We start from the raw sequence: 21,101 nt of genomic DNA, 5'->3' as shown, positions 1-21,101 counted from the left end.
TACGGGTTCTATCTTTTCAAATTCTGCACGAGATTAAGACAATCCTGCTGTTTTTTTCTTTTTAGCTGCTTTTTCACGTTCGTTCTTATTGAGGATCTTCTTTCTTAAACGGATGGATTCAGGTGTTACTTCACAATATTCATCTTCGTTTAAGTACTCTAGAGACTCCTCAAGAGACATGATGCGCGCTTTTTTAATTGTAGTTGTCTGATCCTTTGTCGCAGAACGGACGTTTGTTTGCTGTTTCATTTTGCTGACGTTAACAACAAGGTCATTGTCACGGTTATGCTCTCCAACGATCATTCCTTCGTATACTTCAGTACCCGGCTCAACGAAGATGACACCGCGGTCTTCAATTCCTTGAATACCGTATGATGTTGCTTTTCCGTTTTCCATTGACACAAGTACACCTTGACGGCGTCCGCCGACTTGGCCCGCCTGCATCGGCTGGTAGCTGTCAAACGTATGGTTCAAAATACCGAATCCGCGTGTTAATGATAGGAATTCTGTAGAGTAACCGATCAATCCGCGGGAAGGAACTGTAAAGATGAGACGGACTTGGCCGTTTCCGTTGTTGATCATATCAACCATTTCGCCTTTGCGGGCACCCATTGATTCCATGACAGAGCCAGTATGCTCTTCAGGAACATCAATTTGCACACGTTCAACAGGCTCACAGCGTACGCCGTCGATTTCTTTGATAATAACTTCAGGTTTTGACACTTGAAGCTCATAGCCCTCACGACGCATATTTTCAATTAAAATTGACAAGTGCAGCTCACCGCGTCCTGAAACAACCCAAGCATCAGGAGAAACTGTTGGCTCAACACGCAAGCTCACATCCGTCTGAAGCTGTGATTGAAGACGCTCTTCGATTTTGCGGGCCGTTACATATTTGCCTTCACGGCCTGCAAACGGACTGTTATTCACGACAAATGTCATTTGAAGTGTCGGCTCATCAATGCGAAGCACCGGAAGCGGATCTTGATGGTCTACAGGACATACTGTTTCACCAACGTTGATATCTTCCATCCCGGAAACCGCAACGAGGTCTCCCGCTTTTGCTTCTTCAATTTCCACACGCTTTAAGCCTTGGAAACCAAAAATCTTTGTAACACGGAATGACTTTGCCGTTCCGTCAAGCTTCATAAGAGAAACCTGCTGTCCGACTTTCATTGTGCCGCGGAATACGCGTCCGATTCCGATACGGCCTACATAGTCGTTGTAGTCAAGAAGGGCAACTTGGAATTGAAGCGGCTCCTCTGCATTATCAACAGGTGCCGGAACATGCTTAATAATGGTTTCATATAAAGCTTCCATGTTTTCATCCTGTTGTTTCGGATCAAGACTCGCTGTTCCATTAATCGCGGAAGCATATACCACTGGGAACTCGAGCTGCTCTTCATTGGCATCAAGCTCAATGAACAGATCCAGAACTTCATCGATAACTTCCTCTGGACGAGCAAAGTCACGGTCAATTTTGTTTACAACAACAACAGGGTTCAGGTTTTGCTCAAGAGCTTTTTTCAGAACAAAACGAGTTTGAGGCATACAGCCTTCATATGCGTCAACGACAAGCACTACGCCGTCAACCATTTTCATAATCCGTTCTACTTCTCCCCCAAAGTCTGCGTGTCCAGGGGTGTCCAAAATATTGATACGTGTATCTTTATAGTTAATCGCAGTATTTTTCGCCAATATTGTAATGCCGCGTTCGCGTTCAAGATCATTAGAGTCCATTGCGCGTTCAGCAACCTGTTCGTTGGCACGGAACGTACCAGCCTGATGTAAAAGCTGATCGACTAGAGTCGTTTTCCCATGGTCAACGTGGGCAATAATCGCGATGTTGCGAAGATCATTTCGAAGTTTCACTTTTTCATCTCCTAAAAAAATTAGATAACTTTCATATTATATCACACATTCTCTTTAAAAGCGTCACGTTTTTCTGTAAACTTAATATAAGACGTAAAAGGGGATGGAATTTATGAAAAAAATGAATTGGCTTTTACTATTATTTGCATTTGCAGCGGTTTTCAGCATTATGCTGATCGGCGTCTTTATCGCTGAAAAAAGCCCTGCAGGCATTATCGCCAGCATTGTACTTGTTTGCGCTGTCATGGGCGGCGGATTTACATTAAAAAAGAAAATGCGCGAACAAGGCTTGCTTGATTAAAAGCATTGCCCCGCCGGCGACATTGTAATCAAAAAACACCGCAAAGAAGGCGGTGTTTTTCATTTCTTAAGCCTTATCTCCCCTGTTTCTTAGTCAGGAAGATGCAAAACAGCCTTCATACATAGACAATCGTTCTAACGATCACACGTGCAGCCTTCAAAAAGTAGTTCGGCAACGATACACATAAAATACCATAGCGCCTATTCCTCCACCGGAAACTACTCCCTATAATGGAATTTGTAGCACAATTCATAAAAGGGAGAGAAGAAACATGAAGAAAACATTTGTAAAAAAAGCTATGTTAACGACTGCCGCAATGACCTCAGCTGCTCTATTAACGTTCGGTCCTGATGCAGCCAGCGCAAAAACACCGGTTGATAACACTGCTGTTCAACTCCAGCATCAGGCGAGCACTAACGAAGATCTCAATACATTCATTGATATATTAAATCAATGTATATACGAACAAGACGGTGTATATTATTTTGACAGCGACAAAGCTGTCGAGTTAGGAATGACAAAAGAAGAGGCTCAGGTAATTGCTACACTCTGGGAATCGACATCAGAATTTTTCAGCATTGTTTCACAATGTGTGTATCTCGAGGATGGAAATTACAAATTTGATACAGAAAAAGCAGTTGAACTTGGCTTCACAGAAAAAGAAGCACTTGCACTTGAACAATTTTTCTCCGCTGTTTCTCTCAAGATTCACATTCTTCAAGCAGCCATTGTGCTACAAGATGATGTGTACAGCTATGATAAAGACGCAGCGCTACAAGCAGGTGCAACGCCACTGCAAGCTGACGTTTATGAAAAACTCTTCAGTGCCCTGTCACAAGAACAGCTTGCCGCTATTTACGATATGATTCATCCCCAGGCTTAATGTAAAAAAGCGCTTGCCGGAATCGGACAAGCGCTTTTTTTATATCAGCAGTTTGATGATCAGCATCATGGCAACCGCCGCTCCAAACCAGCAGGCAGCTTTCATGATCAGTAATCCATAGTACCTCTGTTTAAAACGCAGTTCTTCTTCCGGCAGAAAAGCCTCCTCAACAACGGCCTGCTCGCTTTCCAATTCAAATGGCTCAGCCATCGTGTCATACATGTCTTTGCAGCTGCTGCACATTTTTAAATGCTCTTCTATAACGTGTTCCGTTTCTCTTTTACAATCACCTTCAAGATACAGAGGAAGCAGGTCTCTTACTAGAAAGCAGGTCATATCCGCTCCTCCTCTCTACTTTTCGTCATGTGTTTCTTAAGTTCTAATCTAGCCCGGTGCAATGTGGTTTTCACCTTAGAAAGACTCCATCCCAATATCTCAGCGATTTCTTCATAAGAAAGCTCTTGGAATTCTCTTAAAATCAAAACGGATTGATGCTGATCTTTTAACTTCAGGAGCTCCTGCCGCAGTGTTTCGCTTTTCACCGTTCGTGACAGATACTGTTCAGGCTGCTCATAAGTTGTTTGCGTTAACCCTTCATTTTTGCTGATTTCAGTAAATTGGTATTTGACATCCCTTCGGTACCAATTGATAAAGGTATGATGCGCAATGGTGTAGAGCCATGTTCTGATGGAAGAATGCCCCCTAAACGAAGCCAGACCGTTAAGAGCTTTTACAAACGTGTCCTGCGCTAAGTCCTTGGCTGTTTCAAGATGATGAGTCCTTCTGAATAAATAATTTAAAATTTCTTGATAATACTGCCGATACAAGTCCTCAATGGAATCCCTATGCTTCATTAAAAGTAAAACCACACCGTCATCCAAATGGCCAATAAAATGAAACAGATATACATGGAAGACAGGTATACTTTCATATATCTGATTTGGCTTTCTTCTTCAGCACCGGGACTTCTCTTTAAACAAGTTTTACTCTTTAAGTCTTCCGCATTCTTTTGAAATAGGGATTCATGCTGTTTCATCCATTCCATTGATTCATCCTCTAGCTCTCCTTCTTTATACAGGTCGTATAAGTCTACAAAAACAGACTCTTTTTCTTTATGATTCATAAAGACTTTTCACCTCTTGTGTTTCTCCATCCACTACATAGGCATCATGGCGATTTGAACCAAACGGCTGAATAATGATCAGCCATGCATAATGCCGTTCATCCCCTCTTTGAACGATAATCGGACGCATACGCTTTTTGTAAATAACATCCTGATATAGAGAAGCTACCTTTTCGTAAGCCAATGTTCCATTACGATACGTATAAGGGAATGACTGATCAGGTGTATCGCTGTATACATAAACGTTTAGCTGACCTTGATCTTCAAAAAACTCATATGTTTTAGAAGAATCAGTATACATCACCATGTCACCCTGACTGCTTTTTTTCTTCTTTTCTGATCCACGAGCATCGAAGATCGATAATATCTGATGCTGCATCCGGCTGTTAGCCATTGAAATATTCTTTTTCATCGGAAGCGAAAGACTATGTAAACAACCGGATTCGCCCTCAAATTCCAAAACAATTCCACCTTTTGTTTCAACTCTCACCATGCTTCCGAGCAGGCTATTGCTTTCAATATCAGTGATCTGATAAGGCTGTTTTGAGATGTTCAGTGCTCTAAACATTTGTTCCACTTTGTCTTGAATGTCTTGTTCCGTTATATGAACATGCAGAAGAGAGTCAAGCTGGTAAATCGATGGATCTTCACTAAACCCCATTAAGGTTTCCTTTTCCCAATAAAATACCGTGCCATCATCAGCAGGATCTTTTTTATGAAGTTGATTTTTCAGGTAAATACGTACGACTGTCTGGCCGTCTTCTTGAGATACCTTTGTTTCGATATGATCCTTATGTAACACACGTCCGTGTCGCTCAAGGAAAGCGATGGACTTTCGCTTGTACTCCTGATTCGTTAGCTTTTTCCCATGTGCTTTTTGTAGGTATTCATAATTACGAATCAGCTGCGATACTTCATCTACCTCAGCTTTATAACTCTTGCTTTCAAATGAGTAGAAATAATGCACATCCATGTTTGTATCGTGCAAATAAAGTGTTTCATCCGTAGGAAAAAATGACTTTAGTATCTGTTCCGCTTTTTCTGATGAAATGTGCTCCCCGACAAAATTGAATGAATCATGGACATTTGCTGGCTTTGATACAGTGAAAGCAGCCGTTCCTATGTTATATATCGGATTTAACAGCAGGACAAAAAACACCAGGACAGCCATCGTCACCCACTTATTCACACGCATAAAAAACTTGCCTGACTTTTGGAACAGATGATAGCTCATCAAAAATCCCGCCATTGCCAAATAAATCGTATATGGCATTACTGCACCATAATCTTTTGAGATTTGATTGGGATATGGCGCAAGCAGCAAGACAAGCATTCCGATAATCAGCGTATAAAATAAGCCTAGTAAAATCTTATTTGTTCTCCAATACAGCTTAAAAAACACAACATTCAACACAATAGGAAGAGTAATAATGAAAAACAGAAACACGAATGCAATTGGCTCGACTCCATCCGGATTTTCCTTCCAATACGTAAAGAAACTGAATATCATTTGTACGATTGGCAAACTGACAACGGCAAGGTCGAACGTATAAAACTTACCCTTTCCGCCATGATCACGCGGCATCAGCATATAGTGAAAAGCCGTCAGCAGCACATATCCGTATAACAAAAAATGCAGCAGCGGCAGCAGTTCTTTTCCGTCCTCTCTTAAGTAAGCGCTGGTGAAGTTTGTTGATTGCACCTGGTGAATAAGTTCAACAGACACTCCCGCCAGCAGCACAATCCGCAATATAACACCCGCCATGAACATTGTGCGCTGCCGGTTTATTTTGGGATGATGCACCAAAAGATATAAGCCCGCCAGAACAACAATTGACCATTGAATCAGCAGGGTGCTTTGTCTGCTTAATATAAAATAACGTTCGAAATGCAATACATAATGACTGAATAACTCCAACACGAACAACAATCCTTTACTTCTTATTAAGGCCTCATTCGGTTAGACAGCGGACTTTTCAAAAAGTTTCAAAATGAAACAAAAATATCTCATCTTCCCCTTGATATGTAAAAAACATAACTCTTGAGTGAACCATCACATGACACTTGACTCATCTTGATATTATTCAACAAAAACAAACACAGGACAATACTATCAATTTTGTCTAGTTATGTTAGTTTTTGTTGAGTATTCCAGAATGCTAGTTTAATATAACAATATAAAGTTTTCAGTATTTTCAAAAAGGGGGATTTATTGTGGGTTTAGGTAAGAAATTGTCTGTTGCTGTCGCTGCTTCGTTTATGAGTTTATCAATCAGCCTTCCTGGTGTTCAGGCTGCTGAAGGTCATCAGCTTAAAGAGAATCAAACAAATTTCCTCTCCAAAAACGCGATTGCGCAATCAGAACTCTCTGCACCAAATGACAAGGCTGTCAAGCAGTTTTTGAAAAAGAACAGCAACATTTTTAAAGGTGACCCTTCCAAAAGGCTGAAGCTTGTTGAAAGCACGACTGATGCCCTTGGATACAAGCACTTTCGATATGCGCCTGTCGTTAACGGAGTGCCAATTAAAGATTCGCAAGTGATCGTTCACGTCGATAAATCCGATAATGTCTATGCGGTCAATGGTGAATTACACAATCAATCTGCTGCAAAAACAGATAACAGCCAAAAAGTCTCTTCTGAAAAAGCGCTGGCACTCGCTTTCAAAGCTATCGGCAAATCACCAGACGCTGTTTCTACCGGAGCGGCCAAAAACAGCAATAAAGCCGAATTGAAAGCGATAGAAACAAAAGACGGCAGCTATCGTCTTGCTTACGACGTGACGATTCGCTATGTCGAGCCTGAACCTGCAAACTGGGAAGTCTTAGTTGACGCTGAAACAGGCAGCATTTTAAAACAGCAAAATAAAGTAGAACATGCCGCCGCCACTGGAAGCGGAACAACTCTAAAGGGCGCAACTGTTCCTTTGAACATCTCTTATGAAGGCGGAAAATATGTTCTAAGAGATCTTTCAAAACCAACAGGCACCCAAATCATCACATATGATTTGCAAAACAGACAAAGCCGCCTTCCGGGCACGCTTGTCTCAAGCACAACGAAAACATTTACATCTTCATCACAGCGGGCAGCCGTTGACGCACACTATAACCTCGGTAAAGTGTACGATTATTTTTATTCAAACTTTAAACGAAACAGCTATGATAACAGAGGCAGTAAAATCGTTTCTTCCGTTCACTACGGCACTCAATACAATAACGCTGCATGGACAGGAGACCAGATGATTTACGGTGATGGCGACGGTTCATTCTTCTCTCCGCTTTCCGGCTCATTAGATGTGACAGCGCATGAAATGACACATGGCGTCACCCAAGAAACAGCCAACTTGATTTATGAAAATCAGCCAGGTGCATTAAACGAGTCTTTCTCTGACATATTCGGGTATTTTAACGATACAGAAGACTGGGACATCGGTGAAGACATTACGGTCAGCCAGCCTGCTCTTCGCAGCCTGTCCAACCCTACAAAATACAACCAGCCTGACAATTACGCCAATTACAGAAACCTTCCAAACACAGATGAAGGCGATTATGGCGGTGTACACACAAACAGCGGAATTCCAAACAAAGCCGCTTACAACACCATCACAAAACTTGGTGTATCTAAATCACAGCAAATCTATTACCGTGCGTTAACAACGTACCTCACGCCTTCTTCCACGTTCAAAGATGCCAAGGCAGCTCTCATTCAGTCTGCCCGTGACCTCTACGGCTCAACTGATGCGGCTAAAGTTGAAGCAGCCTGGAATGCTGTTGGATTGTAATATTAGGAAAAGCCTGAGATCTGATATTATCCCCTCTAAGTAGACAGTGTAAAAAGCCCGCTTTTCAAAAGTGGCTGTTACACTATACGTGGAGGGGATTTTTTATGGCGAGAAAAGGGCAACACTTTCAAAACTATACGAAAGAATTTAAGATGAAAGCTGTCAAAATGTACGAGGAAGGAAACAAAAGCTATAACACGTTAGCTGAAGAATTAGGGCTTCGAAGTTCAACCCAGCTCAAAAATTGGGTGAAAACATATCGGGAAGGCAAGTCTTTTGATGATCAAAGGGGAAAAGATACAAAGTCAGACAATCCTTTTATTGGACGCCCTAAAACAACGTTTAAAAGTGTTGAGGAAGAACGAGATTATTTAAAGGCACAGGTCGAATACCTAAAAAAGCGCTATCCAAATCTGCATGGGGAGGACGGATTTTGAAGGCAGCACGATTTGAAGCTGTTCACGAATTGAAGGACCGTTATCCGATTACGTGGCTGGTATGTATCGCCAAAGTGTCACGGTCAGGGTACTATAAATGGCGCAAGGCTCAAAGGTTTCGAATGGCAAGGCAACAGAGAGATCAGATCATAAAAGAGCACATCATGGCGATTCATCATTCACGCCCTTTCTATGGCTATCCTCGGATTACTGTCGCTTTAAAGAAAGAAGGTTTCTGCGTCAACCATAAGCGTGTTTACAGATTGATGAGAGAGATGAACATCCACTCGATTATTCGAAAAAAGCGTCGTTATTTTGGAAGAAAGGCATCGGTTGTCCTGCCAAACCGGCTTAACCGAGAATTTCAAACCAATCAGCCTAATCAGTTATATGTAACCGATATTACCTATATTGCTTGCGGACAACGATTCTATTATCTTTCTGCAGTACAAGATCTTTACAACAATGAGGTTGTCGCATGGAAACTGTCAAAGCGAAATGATCTTGAACTGGTGATGAAAACAGTGGAAAGTTTAACAACTCAACGGGATGTCCAAGGGGCCATTCTCCACTCTGATCAAGGATTCCAATACACAACAAAAGCATATCAAAAGCGACTTGAAACCGTTGGTTTGAAGGGCAGCCATTCCCGTAAGGGAAACTGCCTGGATAACGCCTGTATCGAATCATTTTTCTCGCACCTCAAAACAGAGAATACATACTTTTCTTCATGCCAAACTGAAAAAGAGCTCCACAAAAGCATTAAAGATTACATCCAGTTCTATAATCACGAACGATTCCAGAAAAAATTAAACCAGTGTGCTCCGGTAGAATACCGTAACACACTGGTTGCTTAGGCTTTTTATGGCTGTCTACTTGACAGGGGTAAGACCAATCCCTCAGGCTTTTTTGTTACATATCTTGATTTCTCTCTTCAGCAGAAACAACGAAAAGATGCTGTCATGAGACAGCAACCGCTTCTGATTTGCAAAAAGAGGGATGCAGCCGCAAGTGCGCATTTTATAAAAGCTAATGATTCAGTCCACATAATTGATAGACGAATTCTGCTACAGGTCACGTGGCTATGTGAAGGATCGCACGTCCAGTTAAGAGCAAAAACATTGACAAAAAAATTTATTTATGCTAAAATTTACTATTAATATATTTGTATGTATAATAAGATTCTCCTGGCCAGGGGAATCTTATTTTTTGTGGAGGATCATTTCATGAGGAAAAATGAGTCCAGCTTAACGTCTCTAATTTCAGCTTTTGCCCGTGCATATCACAGCCGATATGACACACCTCTTATTTTTGATGATTTTATCGCAAAAGATCTCATTAACGAAAAAGAGTTTATCGACATCAGTAAAAATATGATTCAAGGAATATCGTTTTTCAACAAAGAGATCGCCGAACGTCTTCAAAATGATCCTGAAAAAATATTAAAATGGGTTGCACAAATCCAGCTGTCTCCCACGCCCCTAGCACGTGCTTCTTATTGTGAAAAAGTCTTGCACAACGAATTAATGCTGGGAGCAAAACAGTATGTCATTCTTGGAGCGGGGCTGGATACTTTCTGCTTTCGGCATCCAGAATTAGAAAACAGCTTACAGGTTTTCGAGGTTGACCATCCGGCTACACAGCAATTCAAAAAAAATAAGCTGAAGGATGCAAATCTGACAATTCCGGGTCATCTTCATTTTGTTCCTATGGATTTCACCAAAACGTTTTCATATGATCCTCTTTTAGATGAAGGATTTAAGAACACAAAAACATTCTTCAGCCTTCTCGGAGTGTCTTATTATGTAACACAGGAAGAAAATGCAAGCTTGATAAGCAATTTATTTTCTCATGTCCCGCCTGGAAGCTCTATTGTTTTTGATTATGCGGACGAAACACTTTTTACAGCAAAAGGGACGTCGAATCGAGTTGAACATATGGTGAAGATGGCTGCCGCAAGCGGGGAACCGATGAAATCATGTTTCACTTATCAAGAGATTGAACATCTGTTAGAGTCATCTGGTTTACTGATCTATGAACATCTATCACCAGACGACATCAATGACCTTTACTTTAGTAATCGAAAAGACAATTTGTCAGCGTTTGAAACGATTCATTATATTCATGCGGTAAAAAAATAATTTTCAAATCATCAGAAGCCTCTCAATGTTTGAGAGGCTTTTTATTGAACCCGCATGCAGCAAATAAGCTGCCGTTATCATACGGCAGCTTCTGCTAAAGGCTTCACCAAGATCATAAATGATTTGCCTTTCTCATCTTTTTCCGTTTTCAGCTGTTCAAAGCCGCATTGGCTTAAAAACAGTATCCATTCACTGCGCTCAATGGGAACTCCCGCAAACATCGCTTTGTGTTTGGCTCTAAGCAATTTGCTGATCTGTTCAATGATCATCTTCGCATGTCCCTTTTTTTCTTCAGCCGGGTCAATCAGGACCGTTCCGAGCCACGGCTTACCGTTTGAAGGAGACCACTCGAGATGGTAGCTGACGGCAACAGGCAGACCGTCTTTTTCCCATACAAGCCATGACCCGTTGTACATGGAATAGGAGATGATATAGTCTTCTGCATCTTTATCTCCAAACTCCTCCTCTTTCCATACAGGATGAGCCTCCGCGAGCTTTTCTAACAAGCTGAGATCATCCTGTTCAAATGGCCTACTTACCAGCATGAAGATACTGTTCAAATATCGTTTTATGTATAAATGGGTTTCCGGCTAGCACACTGTGGTTTTCTAAAAAGGTAAACGGCTCTCCTTCAATGGTCGTATAGATGCCTCCTACTTCATTTAACAGCACACAGCCAGCTGCGTAGTCCCATGGCGCAAGCCGCATCGTGATGTAAGCATCTATTCTTCCTGCCGCGACATTTGCCAGCTCTAAAGCGGCAGAACCGTAGGAACGTGTGCCTCTGACTCTTTTCACAAGTGGCGCTAACACACTTTGATCAATTCTTCTGTTTTCCGTTACCCATGTTGCATTAATGGCAAGAATCGCTTCTTCAATGACGGTTTCTTTTAAAGGAGCCAGCTTCGTTTCATTCATATAAGCCCCTCTGCCGCTAAATGCGTGATACAGCTCATCGTGCACCACATCATAAATTAAACCGATTTTCCCTTCACCGTTTTCAAAAACCCCAATGGAAATCGCAAAATTTCTTTGCTGGTGCACAAAATTCATCGTCCCATCAATCGGATCAATAATCCATACGACTCCCTCAAGTGAGTGGATTTTGTCTCCTTGCCCCTCTTCACCGAGTATCCGATGTCCCGGAAATGTTTCTTGAATTCGATCAATGAAAAACTTTTCGGTTTCTTTGTCAATATTGGTGACTAAATCATTCGGATTTGATTTCGTTTCAATTGTCAGGCTTTCATGCATGGATTGTTTAATTCTCGCGCCTGCTTCTCTTATCCATTTCTTTGCAATCTCATCAATTTCCGTCCAATTTGTCATTCGTTCGTACCTCTCTTCTATGTAGACCTTTTATTTTATAGGATACTGATAACGGCAATGAAAAAGCAAGGAAAATGAAAAATATCCCTTCTCACGTAAAAACGAACCATTCATGCGGTTCGTTTTCACTATCGCTTTTTTACCCGTTAAGACGAATCCATTCTTTTCTAAGTCGCTCAAGTTTGTTTTTGCTTTGTTCAATCTGCTCTTCATTTTCTTTCTGCATTGCTTCATATAGGGTTGCCAATTCATAATCAACCTCTAGTCTCCAGACAGCAACACGATTGTTTTTCTCTTCCTTAAATCCCTCTTTTACAACTTGCCTCATTGTCTTTCGCCCCTTCCAGAGATCATTTGTTTGTAAAAAAGCATCCCATTTTGCCATTCAACAATGATTACTTCTTATATCGTATGATTGTTCTATTTACGCGCAACATGATTCTGAAAATTGTGTGTTTACCTATTCGTTTATTACCACATTTCCCCTTACTTCAAACGCACTCAATCTTTTTGAAGCTCGTATGAACTGTGATAAAATATGTATACTTAGCATGAAGGAGGAAAATCATGACACAAATGCGTTTCACTGAAGAGGACTTTAACACGTTTACAATAGAAGGCTTAGACGCGCGCATGGAAGTATTAAAAGAGACGGTCCGTCCGAAGCTTACAGCTCTAGGCGAACATTTTGCCCCAACTTTATCAGCTTTAACCGGAGATGAAATGTTTCCGCATGTGGCAAAGCATGCAAGAAGATCCGTCAATCCCCCTGCTGACAGCTGGGTGGCGTTCGCAAACAGCAAAAGAGGCTATAAAAAACTGCCGCATTTCCAAATTGGTTTATGGGAAAGCCACGTCTTTGTGTGGTTTGCGATTATTTATGAATCCCCTATCAAAGAAGAATACGGCAAATTGCTTGAAATGAACCAAGAAACCATTACGAAAAATATCCCTGACAGCTTCGTTTGGTCTGCAGATCACACAAAACCGGGAGTACATAAACAGTCTGAAATGGACAAGGAACAGCTGAAGACACTGTTTGAGCGTTTGCAGACTGTAAAGAAAGCTGAGCTGTTATGCGGCATCCAGCTCCAAAAAGAAGAAGTGCTGAATATGAATAACCAGGAATTCCTTCAGCGTATCGACGATGCCTTTAAGCAGCTTGCTTTTCTGTACCGTCTCACCCAAAAAGTATCACAAGCATAAAAAAGAGCCGGGATACCCCCCGGCTCTTTTTCTTACATCTTAATCTTCGCGTGATCAGATTCTTTCGCCTGTTTGACCGTGCGATAAGGAGAATATGTACTTTGTTCCTCAAACTCGTCGCATATCTTTTTTTCCTCGGCCTTCCCCGGTACAATTTCTTTGAAACGGCGGTAAGCTTTAAGCAGTTCTTCACGATCCGCCCCTTTTTCATATGCAAGCTCAACCTGCTGGAAAAATGCAATCACATCCACTGCTTCTTCGGTTGTCCAATCTTCATTCATCGGATATTGATACTCCATTTTCTTCACTCCTTATAGATTTACTTCCCTTAAGAGAAAGCATCTTCATTTGATCATAAATTGTTCTTTACATTCTTTCAAGTTCATAATATAATTCATTTGTTTTACGTCTAAAAAACGGTTGAGAAACTGATTTTAATACACACTATTATGCATAGGTATGATTACAAAGGTGGGAAAACAATTGTCGCAACATGAAACACCCTTATACACAGGACTGAAAAAGCATGCAAGCAGACAGCCTGTTCAATTCCACATTCCCGGCCATAAAAAAGGGGCAGGAATGGACCCAGAATTCAGACAATTTATCGGTGAAAACGCGTTAAGCATAGATTTGATTAATATTGAACCATTAGACGATCTGCACGCGCCAAAAGGCATTATTAAACAAGCACAAGATCTGGCCGCTGAAGCATTTGGAGCGGATCATACATTTTTTTCTGTTCAAGGAACAAGCGGCGCCATCATGACAATGGTAATGGCTGTTTGCGGACCTGGCGATAAAATTATTATTCCAAGAAATGTTCATAAATCAATTATGACAGCTATTGTATTTTCCGGAGCGGTTCCAATTTTTATTCATCCTGAAATTGACAATGAATTGGGCATCTCCCACGGCATTACACTTGAATCTGCTAAACGGGCGCTTACCGAACATCCGGATGCAAAAGGGCTTCTCGTCATCAACCCGACATATTTCGGTGTTGCAGCCGACTTAAAAAGCATCGTAGAACTCGCTCATTCGTTTGATGTGCCAGTGCTTGTGGATGAAGCACACGGCGTTCACATTCATTTTCACGACGAATTGCCGCTATCGGCTATGCAGGCAGGAGCGGACATAGCAGCGACAAGTGTACACAAGCTGGGCGGATCACTCACGCAAAGTTCGATTTTAAACATGAGAGAGGGCCTTGTATCAAAAGACAGAGTGCAATCCATCCTGAGCATGCTGACAACTACGTCAACTTCTTACTTGCTTCTTGCTTCTTTGGATGTTGCCAGAAAACGCCTTGCAACAGAAGGCCACCAGCTTGCTGAGGAAACACTAAAGCTTGCCAATCAGACGAGAGATCGCCTCAACCAGATTGAAGGCATTTATTGTGTCGGTTCTGAGATTCTTGGTTCGAAAGCAGCTTACAGCTATGATCCGACAAAATTGATTATTTCTGTGAAAAGTCTTGGCCTGACAGGACATGACGTGGAAAAATGGCTTCGTGAATCCTTTAATATTGAGGTTGAGCTTTCTGATCTGTACAATATTTTGTGTATTTTCACTCCTGGTGACAGCCAAAATGATGCAGACCGGCTTGTAGAGGCTTTAACTGAGATCGCACAGCAAATGTCAGAACAAGATGTAACACATCAGCAAACTGAGGTTCTGCTTCCAGAAATACCTTTATTGGCAATGACTCCGCGTGATGCTTTCTATGCAAATACGGAAGTCATCCCATTAAAAGAAGCATCCGGACGGATTATTGCTGAATTTGTCATGGTATATCCGCCTGGTATTCCAATCTTCATCCCAGGAGAAATTATTACAGAAGAAAACATCAGCTACATTTTTAAAAACCTTGACGCAGGCCTCCCTGTTCAAGGACCTGAGGACTCGACTTTACATATGATCCGGGTCATCAAAGAACAAAAAGCAATTCAATAAAAAATAAAAAGCATGCGGCTTAAAGCCGCATGCTTTTTTTACTCTTCATCAACAGGACATTGACATTGTCCGCAGCATGTTCCGTATAATGTTGTCACTTTCTCATCTTCAAAGTAATGAATGGCTTCGTTGCAATCTTGGCAAACAATCGTACCCATCTCTTATTCCCCATTTCTTTGAAATTTGAAAACGCTTAATTTCTTTTGTTGTTATTATATTAATATGTCACATTTAAAATGTCAACAACAAACTGTATAACACATTTTATTTCATCTCATCATATTCACCTTGTTTTTCCATTTTTCATCATACACTATCTTCTTCATACAGAAGCTTTACTCGATATATATGCCACAGCACATGATGTAATTTCACGTTTTCTTGAACTTTCATCCAAGAATGCAGCAAAAAATTCAATATACCCCAGGTTGCTATTTTAAACGATTGATATAATATGTAATCTCACTTTAAAAACGGTTTCAATTATATAACAATTAGGTAACAAGAAGCAGATTAAGCCGCCTCTCGTGATAAACTAAAGCTAGTTTACTACTGTTTATACAGAGGAGAAGATAGATGCGATATCGCGCGGTATTCCCCATGCTGATAATAGTATTTGCTTTATCGGGCTGTACGCTTTCCACCATCAATCCGATGAAAAAAAGCCGGATTGACAACATTCATCATACACAAATCCTGTTTTTTTCTGATGAGAACCAAATAGACCAGGAAGCGCCTTATTACGATGCACTGCTTGATTTAGAAAAAGATTATCCCGAGCAAATAGATAAAATGAAGGTCTATGATAAAAAAGAAGGCTGGGAAGATGAGATTGAAACTGTCCCTACCCTTATGGTTGTTGATCAGCGCCATGTCGTGGTGAAAATCGAGGGATGTGTGAAAAAGAAAGAAGACATCATTAAACCATTACAGCATGTGCTGTCAAAATAAAAAAACAGCCCTCGCTCAAAGCGGGGCTGTTTTTGATATGAAAATTATTTTACGATGTGAATCGGACTTCCGATTGCCACTTCAGCAGCTTCCATTGTGATTTCGCCCAATGTTGGGTGAGCGTGAATTGTCATTGCGATATCTTCAGCAGTCATGCCGCCTTCAATCGCTAAGCTTAATTCAGAAATCATATCAGAAGCACTTGCTCCGGCGATTTGCGCACCGATCACAAGACCGTCCTCTTTACGAGTGATCAGCTTCATGAAGCCGTCTGTTTCGTTAAGAGAAAGCGCGCGGCCGTTTGCTGCAAATGGGAATTTAGCAGCCACAATGTCAAGACCTTCTTCTTTCGCCTGTGCTTCAGTGTAACCAACTGATGCAAGTTCAGGCTCAGAGAAAACAACCGCAGGAATACCAAGGTAATCGATTTCTGCAGGCTCTCCAGCGATAGCTTCTGCAGCGATTTTACCTTCGTAAGATGCTTTATGAGCAAGCGGCGGTCCTTCGATGATATCACCGATTGCATAAATGTTAGGTACGTTTGTGCGGCACTGTTTGTCAGTTTTCACGATACCGCGGTCCGTCATTTCGATACCGACTTGCTCAAGACCAAGCTCATCAGTGTTTGGACGGCGTCCTACTGTAATCAATACGTAATCAGCATCAACAGTTTTTTCTTCGCCTTTTACTTCGAAAGTAACTGTTACGCCGTCTGGTCTTTCTTCAACGCCTTTAGCCATCGCGTTTGTATGGATTTCAACGTTGCCTTTTTTCTTCAGTCTGCGTGTAACAAGAGAACTCATTTGTTTTTCGAAGCCAGGAAGAATTTCATCTCCGCCTTCAAGAATAACAAGTTCAGTACCGAAGTTAGCATACGCAGTTCCAAGTTCAGTTCCGATGTATCCGCCGCCGATAACAACGAGCTTTTTAGGAATTTCTTTAAGAGCCAAAGCGCCAGTTGAATTCAGGACACGCTCACTATATTTGAAGTTTGGCAATTCGATAGGACGAGATCCAGTAGCGATGATTGCATTTTTGAACGTGTATGTTTGAGCAGAGTTCTCATCCATAACACGAACTGAATTGCTGTCTACAAAGTAAGCTTCACCTTTTACAACATCTACTTTGTTGCCTTTAAGAAGACCTGCTACACCGCCAGTAAGCTTGTTGACAACAGAAGCTTTCCATTCTTGAACTTTTGTGAAATCAACTGTTACATTCTCAGCAGTGATTCCCATGTCATCAGAATGTTTTGCATTCTCATAACGGTGACCTGCATTGATCAGCGCTTTTGAAGGGATACATCCAACGTTCAGACAAACGCCTCCAAGAGTTGCTTTTTCAACGACTGTTACTTTTTGTCCAAGCTGTGCAGCGCGGATGGCAGCTACATAGCCGCCAGGTCCCGCACCAATTACAAGAGTATCTGTTTCAATAGGGAAATCTCCTACTACCATAACATTACGCCTCCATTAAAATTAATTGTGGATCGTTCAGTAAACGCTTGATGTGATTTAATGCATTTTGCGCAGTTGCTCCGTCGATCATACGGTGGTCGAAGCTGAGAGAAAGAGCTAAGACTGGAGCTGCTACGATTTCGCCATCACGAACAATCGCTTTTTCTGCAATGCGTCCGATACCAAGAATCGCAACTTCTGGATGGTTGATAACCGGAGTGAACCATTGTCCGCCGGCAGAACCGATGTTTGTAATTGTGCAAGATGCGCCTTTCATTTCAGCTGGAGCAAGCTTGCCTTCACGAGCTTTTGTTGCAAGGCCATTGATCTCATCAGAAATTTCAAAGACAGATTTACGATCTGCATTTTTCACAACCGGTACAAGCAAGCCTTTTTCAGTGTCAGCAGCGATACCGATGTTGAAGTAATGTTTTTGGATGACTTCATCTGTTTTATCGTCAATTGACGTGTTTAAAACAGGGAATTTTTTCAGTGCAGATGTAAGAGCTTTTACAACGTAAGGCAAGTAAGTCAGCTTGATTCCTTGATCAGCAGCAACTTGTTTGAACTGTTTACGATGTGCAACAAGGTTTGTTACGTCCACTTCGTCCATTAACGTTACGTGAGGAGCAGTGTGTTTAGAGTTAACCATCGCTTTTGCAATTGCTTTACGGATACCGCTCATTTTTTCGCGTGTTTCTGGGAATTCGCCCTCTGGAGCTGGTGCAGCAGCCGGTTTAGCAGCTGTTTCTTGTGGTGCAGCTGTTTCTTGCGGTGCAGCTTCTTGCGCTCCTCCGTTTACAAAGCTGTCGATATCTTCTTTTACAACACGTCCGTTGTTGCCTGAACCAGTAACCTTACGGATGTCTACGCCTTTTTCACGAGCATATTTACGTACGGAAGGCATAGCGATCACGCGTTTGTTCGGGTCAACTTCAGCTTGATCCTGCTGTCCTGCGCCAGTAGCTTTTGCAGGCTCTTGAGCTTGCTCTTCTTTCGCAACGTCTTGTCCAGCTTCTGCAGTTGACTGAACTTGTGCTTCAGTTTTCGCATCGTCAGACTCGTCGCTGCCTTTAAATTGAAGATCTTCGTAACCAGGTGCATCAAACGTAATAATCGTTTGTCCAACAGTTGCAACCGTTCCCTCTTCAACTTTTAATTCTAATACTTTTCCTTTAACAGGTGAAGGAATTTCTACTACTGCTTTATCATTTTGGACTTCAGCCAGTACATCATCTTCGTCTACCTCGTCGTTAGGCTTGACAAACCATTTTACGATTTCGCCTTCGTGGATACCTTCCCCGATATCTGGAAGTTTAAATTCAAATGCCACAGTTCTCGACCTCCTAGTTTGATTAAGCAATTTTAAAGTTTACATCGTAAGCATTGAAAACAGATATATAATAGAGGGAAAACGTTCAGCTTCCCTCTCGATTATGCAGTTTGATTAAAATTCAAGCACTTTTCTTGCTGTTTCAAGAACGTCTTTATGGTTTGGAAGCCATACGCTCTCCGCTTGAGAGAAAGGAAATACTGTATCTGGCGCAGCCACGCGAAGTACAGGTGCTTCCAAGCTCAGGATCGCACGGTCATTAATTTCTGCTACTACGTTTGCAGCAATACCGGCTTGTTTTTGTGCCTCTTGAACGACAATCGCGCGTCCTGTTTTTTCTACAGAAGCGATAATTGTATCGATATCAAGTGGGCTTACTGTACGAAGGTCGACAACTTCAGCAGAAATGCCGTCTTTTTCAAGCTCCTCAGCAGCTTTTAATGATTCATGAACCATTGCGCCGTAAGTAATGATTGAAAGATCAGTACCTTCACGTTTCACGTCAGCTTTTCCAAGCTCAATTGTGTATTCTTCTTCAGGAACTTCCTGACGGAAAGAACGGTAAAGCTTCATATGCTCTAAGAAGACAACAGGATCATTGTCTCTGATCGCAGAAATTAAAAGTCCTTTGGCATCGTAAGGAGTTGATGGAATCACAACTTTGATACCAGGCTGTTGTGCAACAAGACCTTCCAAGCTGTCAGCGTGAAGTTCAGGAGTATGAACACCGCCGCCGAATGGAGAACGAATTGTTACAGGTGAAGTCCAGCGTCCGCCAGAACGGTAGCGCATACGAGCCATTTGGCCAGAAACTGAATCCATTACTTCATAAACAAATCCGAAGAATTGGATTTCCATTACCGGACGGAAGCCGTTTAAGCCTAAACCAAGGGCAAGACCGCCGATACCAGATTCAGCAAGTGGCGTGTCAAACACACGGTCTTCACCGAATTCTTTTTGCAATCCTTCTGTCGCACGGAATACGCCGCCGTTTACACCAACGTCTTCTCCGAAAACTAAGACATTTTCGTCATTTTTCAGTTCTGTGCGTAACGCATCCGTGATTGCTTGAATCATTGTCATTTGCGCCATGGCTTACTTCGACTCCTTCTGTGTATAAATTTCAAATTGCTCCTCAAGGTTGTGAGGCATTTTTTCGTACATGATTTTCATTAAATCAGTTACTTTTTGCTTCGGTTCAGCATCAGCTTTTTTGATCGCTTGCTTAATTTCTTCTTTCGCATCCTCAATTACTTTTGCTTCTTCTTCTTCAGACCATAAGCCTTTGTTTTCAAGGAACGCACGGAAACGTACAAGCGGATCTTTTTGTTCCCACTCATTTTCGATTTCTTTTGTACGATATTTAGTAGGATCGTCACCAGCCATTGTATGCGGGCCATAACGGAATGTAAGTGTTTCAATTAGTGTTGGACCTTCGCCGTTGATTGCGCGCTCGCGTGCTTCAGCAGTTGCTGCGTATACAGCAAGCGGATCCATTCCGTCTACTTGTACGCCGACAATACCGGCAGCTACAGCTTTTTGTGCAATTGTTTCAGCTGCAGATTGTTTTTCAACAGGAGTTGAAATCGCGTAACGGTTGTTTTGCACCACGAAGATTGCAGGTGCTTTATAAGCTCCGGCAAAGTTAATTCCTTCGTAGAAGTCCCCTTGAGAAGCTCCGCCGTCACCAGTGTAAGTGATTGCGACAGCTTTCTTACCGCGTTTTTTAAGACCTAGCGCAACACCGGCAGTTTGAATGTATTGAGCACCGATAATGATTTGTGGAGAAAGGGCATTCACATCATCAGGCATTTGGTTTCCTCTGAAATGTCCGCGAGAGAAAAGAAACGCTTGATATAATGGAAGGCCGTGCCAAATTAACTGAGGCACATCACGGTATCCAGGAAGAACAAAGTCTTCTTTTTCAAGCGCGAAATGCGTTGCAATCTGAGAAGCTTCTTGACCCGCAGTAGGAGCGTAAAATCCGAGACGTCCTTGACGGTTTAATGAGATAGAGCGTTGGTCAAGCACACGCGTAAATACCATGCGGCGCATTAGCTCTTTTAATTGATCATCAGTTAAATCAGGCATCGCCGCTTCATTCACGACTTCTCCCTTTTCATTTAAAATTTGGAACGTTTCGAACTGCTTTTTAATGGCATCAAATTGCTTCTTACTGTCAACGATAGCTTTTTTCGTTTTTGCAGCCATACTAAGTCACCTCTTCCTTTCTTTTAAACAGTCATTAGACGTGCATTCCTTTTATACATACAAACTTAGGGTACCCTAAAGTATCAGCAGTAAGTCGTATTATATTTTAGCCGATCCCCAG

General features: G+C 41.9%; 22 protein-coding genes. 8 read left to right on the top strand and 14 right to left on the bottom strand.

Annotated features, from left to right (window positions below):
• Nucleotides 1-33 precede the first annotated feature (33 nt).
• The gene (typA, locus tag NYE53_RS08040; protein WP_251187076.1) at nt 34-1,872 is read right to left on the bottom strand and encodes a translational GTPase TypA; all 1,839 of its coding nucleotides are present in this window, start codon (nt 1,870-1,872) and stop codon (nt 34-36) included.
• Between the two features lie 112 nt (nt 1,873-1,984).
• Here typA and NYE53_RS08035 point away from each other — a divergent pair, with 112 nt between their 5' ends.
• Both NYE53_RS08035 and NYE53_RS08030 read left to right on the top strand, forming a co-directional pair.
• Complete coding sequence (locus NYE53_RS08035) at nt 1,985-2,173, top strand: YlaF family protein (RefSeq protein ID WP_003245500.1); 189 nt, start codon at nt 1,985-1,987, stop codon at nt 2,171-2,173.
• Nucleotides 2,174-2,444: 271 nt separating this feature from the next.
• Nucleotides 2,445-3,056, top strand: a complete 612-nt coding sequence (locus NYE53_RS08030; protein ID WP_015252161.1) for a hypothetical protein — start codon at nt 2,445-2,447, stop codon at nt 3,054-3,056.
• 39 nt (nt 3,057-3,095) lie between these two features.
• Here the strand turns inward: NYE53_RS08030 and sigQ are convergent, their stop codons facing one another.
• Genes sigQ through NYE53_RS08010 form a run of 4 tightly spaced genes read right to left on the bottom strand, consistent with a single transcriptional unit; the run spans nt 3,096 to nt 6,109 of the window.
• Complete coding sequence (sigQ, locus tag NYE53_RS08025) at nt 3,096-3,392, bottom strand: anti-SigP sigma factor SigQ (protein WP_015252162.1); 297 nt, start codon at nt 3,390-3,392, stop codon at nt 3,096-3,098.
• Nucleotides 3,389-3,910: an RNA polymerase sigma factor YlaC gene (gene ylaC / locus NYE53_RS08020; RefSeq protein ID WP_015252163.1), complete on the bottom strand. Its 522-nt coding sequence runs from the start codon at nt 3,908-3,910 to the stop codon at nt 3,389-3,391. The genes sigQ and ylaC overlap by 4 nt, the downstream gene beginning before the upstream one ends.
• Nucleotides 3,910-4,179 carry a hypothetical protein gene (locus NYE53_RS08015; RefSeq protein ID WP_003232287.1) on the bottom strand — a complete coding sequence of 90 codons (270 nt, stop codon included), beginning with the start codon at nt 4,177-4,179 and terminating at the stop codon, nt 3,910-3,912. Before NYE53_RS08015 ends, ylaC begins: the two co-directional genes overlap by 1 nt.
• On the bottom strand, nt 4,169-6,109 hold the full coding sequence (locus tag NYE53_RS08010; RefSeq protein WP_339248090.1) for a hypothetical protein: 1,941 nt from the start codon (nt 6,107-6,109) through the stop codon (nt 4,169-4,171). The genes NYE53_RS08015 and NYE53_RS08010 overlap by 11 nt, the downstream gene beginning before the upstream one ends.
• Before the next feature lie 284 nt (nt 6,110-6,393).
• On the opposite strand from NYE53_RS08010, the gene nprE reads away from it, so the two are divergent.
• From nprE to NYE53_RS07995, 3 genes are all read left to right on the top strand, one after another.
• Nucleotides 6,394-7,959: a neutral metalloprotease NprE gene (gene nprE / locus NYE53_RS08005; RefSeq protein ID WP_339248087.1), complete on the top strand. Its 1,566-nt coding sequence runs from the start codon at nt 6,394-6,396 to the stop codon at nt 7,957-7,959.
• Nucleotides 7,960-8,063: 104 nt separating this feature from the next.
• Nucleotides 8,064-9,253, top strand: a protein-coding gene (locus NYE53_RS08000; RefSeq protein ID WP_339245518.1) for an IS3 family transposase whose coding sequence is annotated in 2 segments (ribosomal slippage) — nt 8,064-8,364 and nt 8,364-9,253 — 1,191 coding nt in all. Because the reading frame shifts where the segments join, the coding sequence is not laid out codon by codon here.
• 369 nt (nt 9,254-9,622) lie between these two features.
• Nucleotides 9,623-10,537 (top strand): class I SAM-dependent methyltransferase, encoded by a 915-nt coding sequence (locus NYE53_RS07995; RefSeq protein WP_339248085.1) that lies wholly within the window; start codon nt 9,623-9,625, stop codon nt 10,535-10,537.
• A gap of 77 nt (nt 10,538-10,614) precedes the next feature.
• Here NYE53_RS07995 and NYE53_RS07990 read toward each other — a convergent pair whose 3' ends face one another.
• The 3 genes from NYE53_RS07990 to NYE53_RS07980 form a co-directional block, all read right to left on the bottom strand.
• The gene (locus NYE53_RS07990; protein WP_128738609.1) at nt 10,615-11,043 is read right to left on the bottom strand and encodes a GNAT family N-acetyltransferase; all 429 of its coding nucleotides are present in this window, start codon (nt 11,041-11,043) and stop codon (nt 10,615-10,617) included.
• A 25-nt stretch (nt 11,044-11,068) separates the two neighbouring features.
• Nucleotides 11,069-11,866 (bottom strand): inositol-1-monophosphatase, encoded by a 798-nt coding sequence (suhB, locus tag NYE53_RS07985; RefSeq protein WP_339248082.1) that lies wholly within the window; start codon nt 11,864-11,866, stop codon nt 11,069-11,071.
• A gap of 139 nt (nt 11,867-12,005) precedes the next feature.
• Nucleotides 12,006-12,194, bottom strand: coding sequence for a hypothetical protein (locus NYE53_RS07980; RefSeq protein ID WP_009967148.1), 189 nt, complete (start codon nt 12,192-12,194; stop codon nt 12,006-12,008).
• Between the two features lie 239 nt (nt 12,195-12,433).
• On the opposite strand from NYE53_RS07980, the gene NYE53_RS07975 reads away from it, so the two are divergent.
• Complete coding sequence (locus NYE53_RS07975; RefSeq protein WP_014479697.1) at nt 12,434-13,072, top strand: YktB family protein; 639 nt, start codon at nt 12,434-12,436, stop codon at nt 13,070-13,072.
• Between the two features lie 32 nt (nt 13,073-13,104).
• Here the strand turns inward: NYE53_RS07975 and NYE53_RS07970 are convergent, their stop codons facing one another.
• Nucleotides 13,105-13,371 carry a UPF0223 family protein gene (locus tag NYE53_RS07970; protein WP_339248080.1) on the bottom strand — a complete coding sequence of 89 codons (267 nt, stop codon included), beginning with the start codon at nt 13,369-13,371 and terminating at the stop codon, nt 13,105-13,107.
• Nucleotides 13,372-13,555: 184 nt separating this feature from the next.
• Between NYE53_RS07970 and speA the strand changes: the two genes are divergently transcribed.
• Nucleotides 13,556-15,028: an arginine decarboxylase gene (gene speA / locus NYE53_RS07965; RefSeq protein ID WP_014479695.1), complete on the top strand. Its 1,473-nt coding sequence runs from the start codon at nt 13,556-13,558 to the stop codon at nt 15,026-15,028.
• Nucleotides 15,029-15,066: 38 nt separating this feature from the next.
• On the opposite strand, the gene NYE53_RS07960 is transcribed toward speA, so the two are convergent.
• Nucleotides 15,067-15,186, bottom strand: coding sequence for a GapA-binding peptide SR1P (locus tag NYE53_RS07960; protein WP_003232305.1), 120 nt, complete (start codon nt 15,184-15,186; stop codon nt 15,067-15,069).
• A 418-nt stretch (nt 15,187-15,604) separates the two neighbouring features.
• Between NYE53_RS07960 and slp the strand changes: the two genes are divergently transcribed.
• Nucleotides 15,605-15,979, top strand: a complete 375-nt coding sequence (slp, locus tag NYE53_RS07955) for a peptidoglycan-associated lipoprotein Slp (RefSeq protein ID WP_003245672.1) — start codon at nt 15,605-15,607, stop codon at nt 15,977-15,979.
• Nucleotides 15,980-16,023: 44 nt separating this feature from the next.
• Here slp and lpdA read toward each other — a convergent pair whose 3' ends face one another.
• The 4 genes from lpdA to pdhA form a co-directional block, all read right to left on the bottom strand.
• Nucleotides 16,024-17,436 (bottom strand): dihydrolipoyl dehydrogenase, encoded by a 1,413-nt coding sequence (lpdA, locus tag NYE53_RS07950; RefSeq protein WP_003232309.1) that lies wholly within the window; start codon nt 17,434-17,436, stop codon nt 16,024-16,026.
• A gap of 4 nt (nt 17,437-17,440) precedes the next feature.
• A complete protein-coding gene (pdhC, locus tag NYE53_RS07945; protein ID WP_003232311.1) occupies nt 17,441-18,769 on the bottom strand; it encodes a pyruvate dehydrogenase complex dihydrolipoyllysine-residue acetyltransferase in 1,329 nt (442 codons plus the stop codon).
• Between the two features lie 114 nt (nt 18,770-18,883).
• Nucleotides 18,884-19,861 (bottom strand): pyruvate dehydrogenase complex E1 component subunit beta, encoded by a 978-nt coding sequence (gene pdhB / locus NYE53_RS07940; RefSeq protein ID WP_014113660.1) that lies wholly within the window; start codon nt 19,859-19,861, stop codon nt 18,884-18,886.
• A gap of 3 nt (nt 19,862-19,864) precedes the next feature.
• Nucleotides 19,865-20,980 (bottom strand): pyruvate dehydrogenase (acetyl-transferring) E1 component subunit alpha, encoded by a 1,116-nt coding sequence (pdhA, locus tag NYE53_RS07935; RefSeq protein WP_003222294.1) that lies wholly within the window; start codon nt 20,978-20,980, stop codon nt 19,865-19,867.
• Nucleotides 20,981-21,101 lie beyond the last annotated feature (121 nt).

The sequence above is a fragment of the Bacillus sp. FSL R5-0523 genome, from assembly GCF_037975295.1.
GTDB lineage: Bacteria > Bacillota > Bacilli > Bacillales > Bacillaceae > Bacillus > Bacillus subtilis.
The sequence above is the reverse complement of the archived record's forward strand: the minus strand, read 5'-3'. Positions and strand labels throughout refer to the sequence as shown.